Origin of the sequence: Pseudoalteromonas sp. CF6-2 (assembly GCF_021729425.1) — a bacterium.
GTDB lineage: Bacteria > Pseudomonadota > Gammaproteobacteria > Enterobacterales > Alteromonadaceae > Pseudoalteromonas > Pseudoalteromonas arabiensis.
On sequence record NZ_CP091442.1, the window covers coordinates 1,633,789 to 1,649,308 of the forward strand.

A 15,520-nucleotide genomic window follows, 5' to 3' on the forward strand; every position below is an offset into this window, starting at 1 on the left:
TATTAATATCAATGAGTTGTATGCACATAATTACGCTTGCTTAGCTGATATTTTTTTCCTAAAAGCTTCTGTGCTATTATGCTGCGATAAATTTTAAAATGGATTTTTGTGTTATGTCTCGTCTTTCGCAACGAGTGTTTCGCGCCGAACAATTTCAGATTGGTGAAGGCAATATTAGTGGCTATATTGCGTGCTTTTTGGCTATTTTATCTTGTTTGGGGGTATTAGCCTTTCATTTTCCAGAGTACTTAACGACGCCAGAGCTCAGACAAAATTACAGTGTTGAGTTTTTACGTCAGCTAATGTTTGTGGCATTAATTATTTCGGGCAGTTTAGGGCTCTTGAATTTTGTTCGTAATACTAATAAACGGCTAGGTGCAACGGCTTGGTTTTTTATAGTTGTGGCAATTGCGTTTGGCGGGCCGAATGTTGAAGTGGGCGACTTCAGAGATAACACGCCGTATTTAGGGCTTGATTGGTTTATTCTTGATTTACTTGGCTCTACACTCATTTTTATCTTAATAGAAAAGCTTTTACCGCATCGTAAGGAGCAAAAGATCCTCCGCGCTGAGTGGCAAGGTGATTTGAACCATTTCTTTGTAAATCATTTAATTATCGGTTTTGTACTGCTTGCTACTAACCAGTTTGTGCATCATGCATTTGGTTGGGCGGTATCAGAGACTGTGCAAGGCTTTATTGTACAAATGCCGTTTCTTTTACAACTGTTTTTGATTATTTTAGTAGCCGATTTAATGCAGTATTTTGTGCATCGTGCTTATCATGAAGTACCACTGCTTTGGCGTTTTCATGCTGTACATCACAGTGCAAAAGAAATGGATTGGTTGGCAGGCTCTCGACAGCATATTTTAGAAATTTTAGTCACCCGAAGTTTAGTGCTCACACCGATTTTTGTGTTAGGTTTTCCATCTGAAGTGATTAGCCTTTATGTGATTATTGTCGGTTTTCAGGCTGTGTTTAACCATGCTAACGTAAGAGTGAAGTTTGGCTGGTTAAGGTATGTGATTGTTACACCACAATTTCATCATTGGCACCATTCTTCAGATAAAGCAGCCATCGACAGAAACTATGCCGCGCACTTTTCGTTTTTAGATTATTTGTTAGGTACCGCTGTAAAAGGCCAAGCTGAATGGCCTGATAAATACGGGGTGGTTGGTGACTACATGCCTGAAGGCATGCTTAGGCAGCAGCTATTTCCTTTTAAAAAACAAAAGTAATCGCTAGGCTATTTAACGGCTAAATTATTAGCCGTTAAATAATATGACATTAAAATTGTGCGTTGTGATAAACGTTTTGTACGTCGTCACAATCTTCTAGCATGGCTAAAAAGCGCTCCATGACTTCAACGTCTTCACCTTCAATCGGTGCTTCTACTTGCGGCACAAAAGCAATTAGATCTTCGTGGAAATCAGTTATTCCCATTTCTTCAAGTGCTGTGCGGGTGTTGTTGTATTCTGTGTGTGGCGCGAATACGGTGACTTTACCGTCTTCAACTTCTACATCTGTTACATCAACATCGGCCATCATTAGTGCTTCTAAAACAGCTTCGTCATCATCACCATCAAATACAAAGATAGCGAGGTGATCAAATAAGTGTGATACTGAGTTTTGCGCACCAATTTTTGCATTTGCTTTAGTAAAACAAACACGTACGTCAGCGAAGGTACGTTTGTTGTTGTCGGTTAAGCAGTCAACAATAATCATACAGTTGCCCGGGCCGTAACCTTCGTAGCGTGTTGCTACGTAATCTTCGCCGCCACCGCCTTTGGCTTTATCGATTGCACGCTCGATTACGTGCGTAGGTACTTGGTCTTTTTTAGCACGCTCAATTAAGCGACGAAGCGCTAAGTTGCCATCGGGATCAACACCACCATTCTTAGCGCAGATATAAATTTCTTTTCCGTACTTTGAATAAACTTTGGTTTTTGCACCCGCAGTTTTTGCCATTGAGTCTTTTTTGTTTTGATAAGCTCTGCCCATCTGCGTGTTGCCTTTTTGTTATAGATAAAAATAAAGCGGTTATTCTAATCATTTAACCTAGTAGTTAACAGTGTTTATTCATCGCTTTGCTGTAACTGCCACATTCGTGCGTATTCACCATTTGCTGCAAGTAGTTGATGGTGCTGACCTTGTTCAACAACCCGGCCTTGTTTCATAACAATAATTTTGTCTGCGTCGGTTATTGTTGATAAACGATGGGCAATGACTATGCTGGTGTGCTTTTGTGCGACTTCACGCATCGCACTTAAAATAGCTTGCTCTGAATGCGAATCTAGCGCAGACGTTGCCTCATCAAATAATAAAATCGGTGAATCTTTTAAAATGGCTCTGGCAATCGCAATGCGCTGTTTTTCACCACCCGATACTTTTAAACCGCGCTCACCAACAAGGGTTTTATCGCCTTTATCTAGGCTTGCAATAAATCCATCTAAGTGGGCAAGGCTTATGGCTTTATCAATTTCCTCTTCGCTTGCATTTGGGTTTCCGTAGGCTATGTTTTCGCGAATGCTGGTATTAAATAGCACGGTATCTTGCGGTACGATGGCAATTGCTTGGCGCAAACTTTCAAGTGTCACAGTGTTGATTGCTTGCTCATCGATATAAATTTTACCCGCATCGACATCATAAAATCGGTAGAGCAGGCGGCTAAGGGTGCTTTTACCTGCACCACTGGCACCCACAATCGCCACTTTGCTGCCTGAAGTAACCTCAAAGCTTAAGTTATTTATAACTGGCCTTTGTTTGTCGTAACTAAACGACACATTTCCAAATCGAATGGCTGCTTTTGTTGTATTTAATAGTTTTGCATCTTTGTCATCACTAATGGCGGCTTTTCGATTTAACAGCCCCAGCATATTTTCAAGATCAGTCAGTGCACGGCGTATCTCACGATAAACAAAGCCTAAAAAGTTAAGCGGCAAAAATAGCTGGATCATGTAAGCATTGATCATCACAAGCTCACCTATGGTCAGCTCTTTATTGACCACGGAACTGGCACCTAGCCACATTAGTGCTGTAATAGCCGCGGCGATAATAAGTGCTTGCCCAGAATTAAGCGCCAGTAATGATAAACGGTTTTTTAGCCTCGCTTGTTCCCACTTAGCTAAAAAGCCGTCGTAAGTGCTCGCTTCATAGTGTTCATTATTAAAGTATTTAACGGTTTCGTAATTTAGTAAGCTGTCGATAGCACGGGTGTTAGAGTTGTTATCGGCAGCATTTGCTTCACGAATAAATCGGTTACGCCACTGAGTTACAATTACAGTAAAAACAATGTAAATAGCGACCGCGATAACGGTGACGAGTGCAAACCAAGGTGAAAACAAGGTCGCAAAAATAATAGCTACTGTGATTATTTCAAATAGAGTTGGCACGATGTTAAACATCAAAAAGCGCATTAAAAAACTAAGACCACTTGTACCACGCTCTATATCGCGACTAATTCCACCTGTTTGCCTATCAAGGTGAAAGGCAAGTTCTAAACTATGTAAGTGTTTAAATACTTTTAAGCCAATATGGCGCATCGCATGCTCTGTGACGCGGCCAAATAATGCATCGCGAACTTCACCAAAAAACACACTGGCAAAGCGCAGTAAACCATACGCGATGAGCAAGGCAATAGGAACGCTTAATAGCGGGTTGATACTCGCATCAACCGCGTCAATTATTTCCTTTAATGCCCAAGGCATCAGCAATGTGGCGCCTTTTGCTGCAATAAGCGCCAGTACGGCTAAAATAACGCGGCCTTTAAAGGTCATTAAATAGGGCCAGAGTGTTTTGATGCTTTGTGATAGGTTCATTGCATCAGGCGACTTCGTCACCTGTTCTTTGCGGCTCATTCCACGCATGGGGGTCTCTTAAAATCAATTTGATAAAAATAGGCAAAAGCTTTCGTGTTTTAGGCAAGTGTAGTTTGCAGATTTACCTCTATACTGAATGCATTATACACCAATGCATTAGCAAATTAGTTAATGCATGAGTTAAACACGAAGAAAATTAAGGAGTAAGCATGAAAACTGTCGGTTATGCAGCACATGATTCTGAAAAACCATTAGAGCCGTATCATTTTGAACGCCGTGCACTTCGTGATGAAGATGTATCCATTGAAATTCTTTATTGCGGTGTGTGCCATTCAGACTTACACACAGCAGAAAACGATTGGGGCTGGACTCAATACCCAGTGGTGCCTGGTCATGAAATTGTCGGCCGCGTTCTTGAAGTCGGCAGCGGCGTTACTAAATACAAAGTGGGCGATAATGTTGCAGTAGGGTGTATGGTTGATAGCTGTTTAAGCTGTGACCAATGTCATCACGGTGAAGAACAGTTTTGTCGCGAAGGCATGGTAGGGACCTATTCAGGCCAAGACCGTATCAGTGGTGAACTCACTCAAGGTGGTTATTCAAAACACATTGTGGTGCGTGAAGAGTTTGTATTAAGCGTACCAGAAGGTTTAGACCTTGCTAAATGTGCGCCAATTCTATGTGCGGGTATCACAACATATTCGCCATTACGGACATGGAATGTGGGGCCTGGTAGCCGTGTTGGTGTGATTGGTTTAGGTGGTTTAGGTCATATGGCGATTAAAATCGCAGCTGCAATGGGCGCACATGTTACGGCAATTAGCCGTAGTGATAAGAAAAAGCAGCAGGTTTTATCTTATGGCGCAAAAGATTTATTGGTATCGAGCGATGAAGCAGCCATGCAAGCGAATGCTAATCAATTTGATGTGATCATTAACACTATTCCGGTAAAACACGACTTTACGCCGTATATTCCGCTTTTAGATATTGATGGAACTCAAGTATTAGTTGGTCAAGTAGGTGAGCTTGCTGAGTCTAACTCAGTGCCGTTATTAATGGGGCGTCGCCGTGTTGCTGGCTCATTGATTGGCGGTATTGCGCAAACCCAAGAGATTCTCGATTTCTGTGCGTTACATAATATTTTGCCTGAAGTTGAAATGATCAAAATGGAAGAGATTAATGACGCTTTCGATAAATTAAAGCAAGGTGATATGGCCTCACGCTTTGTTATCGACATGTCATCATTAGAAGTTTAACTCGTCTAACAAAGTTAAATTAATCAGCGGGTCTAATTAGGCTCGCTTTATTTTAGTTACTTTTATTTTGTCACTATTTGTTTAAGTAATGCCTTGTGTTTTATTTTTTTACCCTCATTATAGTCATGTTATCCGCTTAATTTATTGGTCAGTTTTTGTTACGGTTTTTCTCAGTCATTATCTTGCTATTTACTGTGTTTTTTAGTGCACAGAGCATGGCTATGCCTGACACTCAGTCACACTTTGCTGCGACTAAATTGTTCCAAGTTGAGTTGACTAAACCCCCAGTTATTTCCCAAACTCATGCAGTCGAACATCCTAAGCCGGTAGAACCATCGGGGTTTGATACCCTAGTGCCGCGTTTAACTGCCAGTAATTCATCATTGTTTCTTTATCATAGTCAGGTTGATCCTGATTACGAGCTATTAATTGAATTCTTTGCTGAAGATTGGGGTAAAGAGCACTTTTTAGCGCCGCCAGGTGCTGTGCGTGAGATCCCATGGTTTGCGTTAGCCACTCAACGTAAATCCCGCATTAGTGGCTGGAAAGACGCTAATCTCTTGTACAAAGCGAATACGACCTACCATAGCTAAACGACTTCCTTCGTTACTTTTTTATATTTGGAATTAATTTTTACCGGCTGACAATGCCGGAAGGAAGTCATGTATGTCACATAAATCTAAGCCGGCGCTATGGCGTCGTCTAAAAATGAGTTATGTCGCTATGATAGCGGCGTGTATTTTATTAGCGGTTAGCGCACTACCTAACCTTTACCCTAATAAGTCTTGGTTGCACATTAGCTTGCCAGATCAAACTGTGACGCTGCAAAGTGTAACAACTTCACTAAATCAACATGGTTTTGAAGTGACTGAAGCCAAAGATAGCCAAGATCAACTGGCTATTTTATTAACTGAGCCGACTCAAAGTGCCAATGCACTGAGTTTTATAAAAACTCAATACCCACAGCTGGAAGCTAAAATTGTTGAGCATGCAACAAGCCCGCAGTGGCTTCAGCAGCTTGGGCTTTCACCGATTAAGTTGGGACTCGACTTAAATGGTGGGGTGCTATTTGTGCTTGATGTTGACCTAGATAAAGCAATGCAAGAGCACTTAAACAGTGTGTATCAACAAACTAAATTGACGCTTCGTAAAGACAAAATTCGTGGTATTCGGGTAAGTGTTGTAAAAGAAGGGGTTGAGCTACAAATATTACCAAGCGGTGAAGGGCAACTCGCAGGCCTCGTCACAACGTTACAAGGTCAATTCAAAGGCCTGATGCAAACTAAATCAACGACTAATAACCTAACCACGGTATTACTGCATTTTAATGAGCAAAGCCAAAGCGAATTCAATAAACAAGTCATGGCGCAAAGCTTAACAACCCTGCGCGGTCGTATTGAAGAGCTTGGTATTACAGAAGCGGTAACGCAAAGACAAGGTAAACAGCGCATTCGCATCGAGTTACCTGGTGTGCAAGACCCATCAGAAGCTAAACGCATTATTGGTGCAACTGCGACCCTCGATTTTTATCAAGTTGTCGAAGTAGGTGGTAAAGCGTTTAATGTGCAAGGCGGTGGCGTTGTTAATTTAAACCCTGTTGCGATTTTTTCAGGTGATCACATTAATAACGCCAGTGTTGGTAAAGATGAATGGGGCAAGCCTTTAGTTCAGCTTAGTTTAGATTCGCAAGGTGGTGATGCGATGTCTGCTTTTTCGAAGCACAACATAGGTAAGCCAATGGCCACGGTGTATTCTGAATACTCACGGGATGCAAATGGCGAAGTTGTGAAAAAAAGCGAAGTTATCAATGTTGCAAACATTGCACAGCACTTAAGCTCACGTTTTAGCATTACTAATATGAAAAGCCCACAAGCAGCCTACGATTTAGCGCTTTTACTGCGCGCAGGGTCGCTCACAGCGCCAGTGACAATCGTTCAAGAACAAACCATAGGCCCAAGCTTAGGCAGTGAAAATATTGAACATGGCTTAGCTGCGTTAATGCTGGGTATCGGTATTACCCTTGCCTTTATGGCGCTTTGGTATCGTCGCGTAGGACTGATTGCCAATATTGCTTTACTGCTTAATTTAACGGCTTTAGTTGGTTTAATGTCGCTATTACCGGGTGTTGTGCTGACCTTACCGGGTATTGCAGGGTTAGTACTGACAATAGGTATGGCCGTTGATACAAATGTGATTATCTTTGAGCGAATAAAAGAAGAGAAGCGTAAAGGACGGCCTACTTATCAAGCAATTGAACAAGGTTATAACCAAGCATTTACGACCATTTTTGATGCTAATGTGACTACGATGATCACGGCAATTATTTTATACGCCATTGGTTATGGGCCGGTGAAAGGCTTTGCAATCACGTTAGCGCTTGGGCTATTAACCAGTGTCTTTACTGGCGTTTATATTTCAAAAGCGCTTAGCCAAACACTCTACATTAAACTAACCAATCTAACGGGGGCTAAAGCATGAGTTGGTCAACATTAACTGCGGCGAGTAAAGCGCGCGTTTTAGGGTTATTGCTAAGTTGTGTGTTAGTCATTGCAAGCTTAGCTGTTTTATCTGTCAAAGGGCTAAACTTTGGCCTTGATTTTACAGGTGGCTACATCACTGAAATTAACACAACGTCAGTCACGGCAATCTCTGATTTAAAAGCAAAGTTAAGCCCTGAGGTTGCAAGCAAATTAACCATCAGTAAAGCGGGCGAATATCACTTTGTTTTAAGAGAAGCGCCAGAGGTGAGCAAAGCCAGTACTTGGCAAGCAGAGCTGAATGAGCAAGGCGTAGAATATACAGTACTTTCGAGCTCATTTTTAGGCTCACAAGTGGGTGATGAGCTTTTTGAACAAGGTTGTTTAGCATTATTTTCGGCGCTGATTGCCATTATGGTTTATTTAGCTGTGCGCTTTGAATGGCGACTCGCAGTAGGTTCAGTGGTTGCACTATTACATGATTTAATTTTAGTGCTTGGCTTGTTTTCTTTATTAGGGCTTGAATTTAATTTAACCGTGCTGGCAAGTTTATTGGCGATTATTGGTTATTCATTAAATGACTCAATTATTGTTGGCGACAGAGTCAGAGAGCTTTTACGTATTCAGCCAGACAATCAACGCATTAACACCCATGTTGTGATTAACGATGCAATTGGTTCTACCTTAACGCGTACATTGATCACCTCGGGCACAACACTTGCCACTATTGCCTGTATTTGGCTACTTGCAGGGGCTGCATTAACGGGCTTTGCCATCGCGTTATTTGCTGGCATTGTGGTGGGAACCTTCTCATCGATTTGTATCGCCGCCACCTTGCCGCAGTTATTGGGGTTAAGTTCAGAAAATTACACCCAAACACTGGATGATAAAACTAAAGCTTATATGGATATGCCGTAAATGAATGGTGCAGGGTTAATAAGCTTAACCCTGCACCAGCCTAAAATTGAGCTAGTTCATTAAAAAACAATCCCCAAATCATCAAGTGAGTTATAGAGCCTAGGCCAAACGCAATAGTACGCCGTAATATACTTTTGTTGATTACATGCTCATAGCTATGCCAATAACGAGCAGCAACAAACATCCAACTCAATATCAATGAAGCGTAACTTTCTAAACCAAACATTAAAACCAATGCATTGAGAAGCATAAACAAAACAGGTTGTTGAAATTGGTTATCGTAGCTATAGCCAAGTAAAGTTACATAATGTGAAGCATTGCTAAAATCCTTATTCACAAGCTGTGCAATAGTGATTTGACGGGTTCTAACAAGCTTAAAACGGCAATAAAATGTACTGAATAACAAAATAAAGATCAGCACAATAAGTACAGCACTTGGTAGGCTATAAATGAATGGTGTCATGGTAATCCTTCGTTATATTGTTTGCATAACAAGCAGTTTATTTTATTTAAGGAGCTTGTTAGAGTGTCTTAAAAGACAAATAAGAGTAAAAACAAGACATGATTCATGTGATGGTCTTCGTTCCAGAGAATCCGTTAGCAAGTAGTGTTACAGGCTTTTTAGACACTTTAGCTATAGCAAACCAATTTTTGACTTATCAAGGCGTGGATGAAGCATTGCATTTTGACTGGCAGCTTGTGTCATTGGAAGGCGGCCCACAAGTAAGTAGTCAAGGAGTGAGTTTTGAGACTCAAAAACTCAATCAAATAATGGAGTCTCTCGATTGCTTATATTTTGCTGCACAGCATTATCAAAATGATAAAAAACTGTTGGTAACACTTAATAAAAATAAGCAAAATGATGTACTTAATGAACTATGCAACCACGCCAAATATGTGGGGGCGCAGTGTACAGGCGTCAGTTTGCTAGCGAGTACGGGGCAACTTGATGGCCATATTGCGACCACAAGTTGGTGGCTTAACCGATTTATGAAAACTCACTTTCTGGAAGTCAATGTCCAAGTAAATCGGCTGTTATGTCAGTCAAGTAAGTTCATCACTAGCGCTGCTACAAACTCAAGCCTGCTGGTGGCACTGACAATTATTGAAAACATATTTAGTTATGAATTTGCTGCGCGTATTGCTCGTTGTATGACTGTTGATTATCAACAGAACTCTCAAGGGCGCTTTATGCACTCTTCAGAAATGATTTCTCAGCCAGATAGAGTCGTCGATAAAGCCAAATTGTTAGTTACTCAGCAGAAAAATCCCGTTTTTACCGTAAAGTTATTGGCTGATGAGTGCGCTGTAACTGAAAGAACCCTTAATCGACGGTTCAAACATTCACTTGGCCTCTCACCGAAGCAATATATTAATTTAGTTCGTATAGAAAAGGCTTGTTGGTTATTAGTACATACAGATTTATCAATCATTGAAATAAGTAGTCAATTACAATTTGTAGATGAAAGCGCTCTTCGCAAAGCTTTTGTGAAGCAGCAGGGACAATCTATGAATCACTATCGCCAGTTCAGTTACAAACATAGCAAATCAGGGTAAAATGCATATTTTTCTTGCTGCTATTAAACTATGAATAAAACACATGTAATTGAACATTTACGCTTTGCGCTCGAGGCACAACTGCAAAATGCCAAAGAAGCGGCAAAAGCGGCCCATGATGCGGCAACTCACGAAGAGAGTGTTGCTGAAACCCAATACGATACGTTGGGTTTAGAAGCAGCGTACTTAGCTCAAGGGCAAGCTGAGCGAGTTAACGAGTGCTACCGTGATATTCAAGCATTCAATACGGTGTTTAAAGAAAGCGAATTTAATAAGGTTCGTGAAGGTGCATTAGTGTGTCTTATCGATGAGCAAAATAATTCAAAGTGGTTTTTTATGGGCCCAAGTGCAGGTGGCTTAGTTGTGACCATAAAAGAGCAACCTATATATGTTGTAACCCGAGAAGCGCCGTTAGGTAAACAACTGATTGGCAAACAAATTGATGATGAAGTAACACTGACTATTGCAGGAAATACACAGTGTTACAGCATTACAGAAATAGTTTGATGTAGAAAATTTATTAATCAATAAATTTCATCTTAAGGTAAAAAATATCTCGTTGGTAACAAAGCAAAAAAACCTCTATAAATCACTTCAAGCATAATGCTTATAAGCACCCATCTAGTTAAGTGAAGTTTAGCCTCATGCGTTCACTTAATTGGTTGGGTGTTTTTCATTTTATCTATGGCTTAATTTAGGAAAAGTCGTGTTTAAAACCTTGATTGTGGTTGATAACAATGAGCAACGTATTGCTCAAAATTTCGAAAATGTCATTACCTTTGACACTTACTTACGTGATTACCCAAAACATAATGAGCCAAAAACACGCATTTTAAACTTGTGTGATACAGGGCAGTATTTAAGTAAAGGTTATTATTGCTCTTTACTTGCTGAAGCAAGAAAGCATCAGGTATTACCGAGTGTAAAAACAATTAATGCGCTGCGTAGCGATGAGCACAGCACGCGTCATAAAGAGCTTGCTGGTGGCACAGTATTTTTTGGTCACACAGATCAAGAGCAGCAAAGCAAAGCAACCAAAGCGCTATTCTCGCAATACCCTGCGCCTATTTTAGTGTGCGATGAGCAAGGGGTTGTAAAGCAAGGTACGATTGCCTCATTAAACGACACCGCCTTTACAGAGTTTGTGGAACAACTCAGTAGCTTTACAGAATCCGTGTGGCGTATAAACGATAAAAAACGTCGTTATCGTTGGGATATGGCTATTTTGGTTGATCACCAAGAAAAAGTGCCGCCAAGTGATAAAGATGCTATTGCTAAATTTATTAAAGCAGCTGCTAAACATGGTATTTATGCCCAAGCACTGACATTTGATGAAATTACCAGCATCGCACAGTTTGATGCGTTATTTATTCGCCAAACAACGGCTATCGACCATCCAACCTATCGCTTAGCAAGTAAAGCACAAAGTTTAGGCTTAGTGGTAATTGATGATGCAGAATCAATACTGCGCTGTTGTAATAAAGTGTATTTGCACGATGCCTTTAATTATCAAAAAGTGCCGAGTTTAAAAACTCACGTTGTGGCTGATACAAGTGAAGAGACAATTGAAAGTTTAGAAGCAAACTTCAGCTACCCACTGGTATTAAAAATGCCAGAAGGGTCTTTTTCGAAAGGCGTATTTAAAGTCGCTAACCGAGATGAATTAGTTGCTAAGTTAACTGAGCTGTTTGAGTTCAGTGCGCTTGTGCTTGCACAAGAGTACATGTACACCGAATACGATTGGCGAGTAGGGGTGTTGAATGGCCGTGCAATTTACGCGTGTCGTTATTTAATGGCGCGTAATCACTGGCAAATTTACAACCATGATGCAAAACGTTTCTTCTCAGGTGGCTTTGAAACCTTGCCAACATTTGAACTACCAAAAGTGGTACTTGATGCCGCGTTAAAAGCCTGTAAGACGGTGGGTAAAGGTTTGTATGGTGTTGATGTTAAAGAACACCAAGGCAAGGCATACGTGTTAGAAGTGAATGACAACCCTAGTATTGACCATAAAGTCGAAGATGCCTATTTAGGTGATGAGCTTTATATGATCATTATGGATGAGTTCAAACAACGCCTTGAAGCGCGAGGCCGTGGTTAATGAATGCATCTGTTTGTCAAATCCGTTTTGCTAAGGTCTCGGATTTGGCGGCCCTTGTTGCCATTGAAGAGCAAAGCTTTAGCCAAGATAGGTTAAGTAGCCGTAGTTTAAAGCGTTGGATCAGCGCAGCGCACGGCTTACTGATGGTGGCTGAGGTAGATAATCAACTAGTGGGTTATGGTTTAGTGTGGTGTCACAAAGGTACACGCCTTGCTCGGCTATATTCACTGGCAGTTTTGCAATCTCTGCAAGGCAAAGGTATTGCTTCAAAGCTACTGCTTGCGCTTGAAAATGAAACGGCGAAACGCGGCCGTTTATACATGCGATTAGAAGTTGCGGTGAATAACCAATCGGCAATTCGCTTGTATGAGAAGCAAGGTTACCAGGTGTTTGGTCATTACAGTGACTATTATGACGACCATAGTGATGCACATCGAATGCAAAAAAATATTCGTCGTAATACCGAATTTAATGCCGATAAGCACACACCTTGGTACCAGCAAACAACCGAGTTTACCTGTGGCCCCGCGGCATTATTAATGGCGATGTCGTCATTAAACGACACACCTATGAGCCAACTAAAAGAGCTGGATATTTGGCGGGAAGCGACCACTATTTTTATGACATCAGGGCATGGTGGCTGCCATCCATTAGGTCTGGCACTAGCGGCAATGAAACGTGGTTTTAAAGCTGATGTTGTTTTAAATACTCGAGATTCGTTGTTTATCGATGGCGTAAGAAGCGAAAAGAAGAAAGCAATTTTGCATACAGTACACAATCAGTTCGTGGCTGAAGCAATAGCTGCAAAACTGCCGGTGCGGTATCAAGAGTTAACCTTGGCATCTATTGAAGATTGGCTTGCTGAGGGTAAAGCGGTGGTGTTATTGATCAGCACCTATCGATTTGATGGTAAAAAGTCACCGCATTGGGTGTGTGTAACCCATATTGATGAGCATTGTTTATATGTGCACGACCCGTTTTGTGAAAATGAAAAGCAATTGGCAATTGATTGTCAGCATGTACCGATAGCGAAAGCTGATTTTATTAAAATGGCCAGCTTTGGTTCATCAAGACTCAGCACTGCGATGGCCTTTTATTTATAATTTGAATTGTTAATTTGATTTGGAAATACAGTGACACTGAGTAGTTTATTTGATATTGCCCCTTATTCTTGGTCAGCAATTGGTAGTACCGCATTTTGCGGCGCAATTATTGGTATGGAGCGTCAATTACGCGGTAAGCCGGTGGGTATTCGAACCTCCGCATTAATTGTATTAGGGACTTATTTGTTTTTAGCAACGGCTTTTATGTTACATGGTGATGTGATTGATCATTCCCGTGTGGTTGGGCAAATAATTACCGGCATTGGCTTTCTAGGTGCCGGTGTTATGTTAGCGAAAGATGGCGCAGTGGTTGGTGTTACGTCTGCGGCGACCATTTGGGTACTGGCATCTATTGGCGTTGTGATTGCCACTGATAACTTACTCGCCGCGATAAAGCTCTCAGTGTTAGTCGTTGTTATTTTATATGGTGTTGATGTGCTTGAAGCCAAGTTTAAAAGCTTAGGGCGTGGCGTGCACGCACAGGTAAAACGCTATTCAAAGTTGTATTATCGTAAAGAAAAATGATCAAAAGTTAGCCATAAAACAACACTAAATGGGAAATAAAATTAATGGCACCTTGTTACGCAATAAAGTTTACAAGGTTTATTGCTGGTTGATTACCAAATTCCTGAGTTTGATAGCCGGAATAGCTTCGATAAATTACAAGCACAGTTAGTTAATTGTGAACACCTTAGTTAGGTGCCTACAAATAATAAGCCTGAGGCCTATAAGCTTGGTTACAGATTAGAGAATAAAATTTCTATAGCTGGCTTGGTGCAGTGGTGCCAAAATTGCTAGGGAAGGGGATTGCACAGGCATTATTGAAAGCGCAAGAAGCGTGAGGTAAAGAACATGATTATGATGCTATTAATGTGAAATTAATGAACCGTTTTCCTGCAATGCTGAGTATGCTGATAAAAAACGGCTATATCATTGCGGGTTATGAACAGAAGGGTAACCCGCACATTAGTAAAACTTTATTTAGCAAAGAGATTGCATCTAATTAAGTTATTTTGGCAAGCTAATTACAAAATGTGCACCTACATCACTTTCTTGTACACAAATATCACCTTGCAATTGTTGGCTCACTATTTTTTTCGCGATACTCAGACCAAGTCCCATACCCGATTGATTATTTTTGCCTTTATAAAACGGGGTAAAAATGGAGTGTTTTTCGCTGCTGTTAATGCCGATGCCGTTATCTATATAGTGAATTTTTAATACTTCATCAAAATCAAAAATATCAATCTCAATTGCTGGGTTATCGATTGTGCTAAATGCATGTTCAATGGAGTTTTGCAGCAATATAAACAGTATTTGTTTAAGTAAATCAGTCGCTACTTCACATTCGCTATGTGGATCCTGATATTTCACTGTAAGTTTAATATTCTGATGCTTTATTTTTTCTTCTAAATGCTCAGTGAGTGATTCAGCAAGTTCAGCTAAGGACATAATCGCTTTGTTTGATTGTGGATTAGGGTAAAGCAAGTCCTGCAAAATGCGGATTTTGTACGCACACGTTGATAAGTTTCGATTTAACAATTCACTGGTGTTTATTATTGTGCTTAATGTGTTTTGTAATGCGAGTTCACTTAATCTTTTATGCAGCAGTTTGGTTTGAGTCTCTCTTACAGCCAGCTCTGTTACGTCTACTGCAGTGATGCAATTACCAAGTGGGGTATTAACTTCATGAGCAATCCCTCTAATTAAGGTAGCAAGTTCTGCAAATTGCTGTTGTGCAAACGCTTGTTTTTGCTGATACAGCAACTTGAGCTGTGTTTCAAAACTTTGCTTTATTGTTTCAAGAAGCTTGATCACAGACTCGTTATATTCGTGTGGTTTGCTATCGAGAATACAAATAGTGCCAAATGGAGTCGTATCTCCAGCACTAATTGGCAAGCCTAAATACGAAATCATATTAAGTTTTATGTCAGGATTTTCCTTCCAGTCATCATCAATCAGTGCATTTGGAATATTAAGCAGTGTTTGGGTCTTTATAACATGTTCGCAATAAAGGCCTGAATCTTCTAATTCTTCGCTGTCACCAATCTTATAGGGATTATCTTGATAGTCATTTTTCGAAAATACGCTAATAATGTTGTTTTCGACTTTCATTACTAACGCAACAGGAACATTGGCAAACAGGGCTAAAACTTCAAGCGTTTTATTCCAACTCTGCACTAACTCATCATAATCAGGTTGATACATTTATTGGCTCAAAATAGTGAGATACAACTATTTAAAAGCTTAGTAATAATTTCTAAATCAGCAACTTAAAAAGGCAGTATTGGTG

Annotated in this window: 15 protein-coding genes; 11 read left to right on the forward strand and 4 right to left on the reverse strand. The window is 40.6% G+C overall.

What is annotated here, in order from left to right; genetic code table 11:
* Positions 1 to 113: 113 nt before the first annotated feature.
* Entirely contained in the window at positions 114 to 1,235 is a 1,122-nt protein-coding gene (locus L3Q70_RS07570) for a sterol desaturase family protein (RefSeq protein ID WP_237115162.1), read from the forward strand.
* 49 nt (positions 1,236 to 1,284) lie between these two features.
* Here L3Q70_RS07570 and L3Q70_RS07575 read toward each other — a convergent pair whose 3' ends face one another.
* Both L3Q70_RS07575 and L3Q70_RS07580 read right to left on the reverse strand, forming a co-directional pair.
* Entirely contained in the window at positions 1,285 to 1,998 is a 714-nt protein-coding gene (locus tag L3Q70_RS07575; protein WP_054561631.1) for a YebC/PmpR family DNA-binding transcriptional regulator, read from the reverse strand.
* Positions 1,999 to 2,072: 74 nt separating this feature from the next.
* Complete coding sequence (locus L3Q70_RS07580; protein ID WP_237115251.1) at positions 2,073 to 3,854, reverse strand: ABC transporter ATP-binding protein/permease; 1,782 nt, start codon at positions 3,852 to 3,854, stop codon at positions 2,073 to 2,075.
* A 170-nt stretch (positions 3,855 to 4,024) separates the two neighbouring features.
* Between L3Q70_RS07580 and L3Q70_RS07585 the strand changes: the two genes are divergently transcribed.
* From L3Q70_RS07585 to secF, 4 genes are all read left to right on the forward strand, one after another.
* Complete coding sequence (locus tag L3Q70_RS07585; protein WP_237115163.1) at positions 4,025 to 5,071, forward strand: NAD(P)-dependent alcohol dehydrogenase; 1,047 nt, start codon at positions 4,025 to 4,027, stop codon at positions 5,069 to 5,071.
* 215 nt (positions 5,072 to 5,286) lie between these two features.
* A complete protein-coding gene (locus L3Q70_RS07590; protein ID WP_237115164.1) occupies positions 5,287 to 5,664 on the forward strand; it encodes a hypothetical protein in 378 nt (125 codons plus the stop codon).
* Between the two features lie 73 nt (positions 5,665 to 5,737).
* Positions 5,738 to 7,549 carry a protein translocase subunit SecD gene (gene secD / locus L3Q70_RS07595; protein WP_237115165.1) on the forward strand — a complete coding sequence of 604 codons (1,812 nt, stop codon included), beginning with the start codon at positions 5,738 to 5,740 and terminating at the stop codon, positions 7,547 to 7,549.
* On the forward strand, positions 7,546 to 8,466 hold the full coding sequence (gene secF / locus L3Q70_RS07600) for a protein translocase subunit SecF (RefSeq protein WP_237115166.1): 921 nt from the start codon (positions 7,546 to 7,548) through the stop codon (positions 8,464 to 8,466). Before secD ends, secF begins: the two co-directional genes overlap by 4 nt.
* Positions 8,467 to 8,506: 40 nt before the next feature.
* Here the strand turns inward: secF and L3Q70_RS07605 are convergent, their stop codons facing one another.
* Positions 8,507 to 8,929: an MAPEG family protein gene (locus L3Q70_RS07605; RefSeq protein WP_062568946.1), complete on the reverse strand. Its 423-nt coding sequence runs from the start codon at positions 8,927 to 8,929 to the stop codon at positions 8,507 to 8,509.
* A 98-nt stretch (positions 8,930 to 9,027) separates the two neighbouring features.
* Between L3Q70_RS07605 and L3Q70_RS07610 the strand changes: the two genes are divergently transcribed.
* From L3Q70_RS07610 to L3Q70_RS20335, 6 genes are all read left to right on the forward strand, one after another.
* A complete protein-coding gene (locus L3Q70_RS07610) occupies positions 9,028 to 10,023 on the forward strand; it encodes a helix-turn-helix domain-containing protein (RefSeq protein WP_062568947.1) in 996 nt (331 codons plus the stop codon).
* Between the two features lie 30 nt (positions 10,024 to 10,053).
* Positions 10,054 to 10,530: a GreA/GreB family elongation factor gene (locus L3Q70_RS07615; protein ID WP_237115167.1), complete on the forward strand. Its 477-nt coding sequence runs from the start codon at positions 10,054 to 10,056 to the stop codon at positions 10,528 to 10,530.
* Positions 10,531 to 10,729: 199 nt separating this feature from the next.
* The gene (locus L3Q70_RS07620) at positions 10,730 to 12,124 is read left to right on the forward strand and encodes a RimK family protein (protein ID WP_062568949.1); all 1,395 of its coding nucleotides are present in this window, start codon (positions 10,730 to 10,732) and stop codon (positions 12,122 to 12,124) included.
* A complete protein-coding gene (locus tag L3Q70_RS07625) occupies positions 12,124 to 13,227 on the forward strand; it encodes a GNAT family N-acetyltransferase/peptidase C39 family protein (protein WP_237115168.1) in 1,104 nt (367 codons plus the stop codon). The genes L3Q70_RS07620 and L3Q70_RS07625 overlap by 1 nt, the downstream gene beginning before the upstream one ends.
* A 30-nt stretch (positions 13,228 to 13,257) precedes the next feature.
* Positions 13,258 to 13,752 carry an MgtC/SapB family protein gene (locus L3Q70_RS07630; RefSeq protein ID WP_237115169.1) on the forward strand — a complete coding sequence of 165 codons (495 nt, stop codon included), beginning with the start codon at positions 13,258 to 13,260 and terminating at the stop codon, positions 13,750 to 13,752.
* A 356-nt stretch (positions 13,753 to 14,108) separates the two neighbouring features.
* Entirely contained in the window at positions 14,109 to 14,234 is a 126-nt protein-coding gene (locus L3Q70_RS20335) for a hypothetical protein (protein ID WP_267135624.1), read from the forward strand.
* Position 14,235: 1 nt separating this feature from the next.
* Here the strand turns inward: L3Q70_RS20335 and L3Q70_RS07635 are convergent, their stop codons facing one another.
* Entirely contained in the window at positions 14,236 to 15,435 is a 1,200-nt protein-coding gene (locus L3Q70_RS07635; RefSeq protein ID WP_237115170.1) for an ATP-binding protein, read from the reverse strand.
* Positions 15,436 to 15,520: the final 85 nt, after the last annotated feature.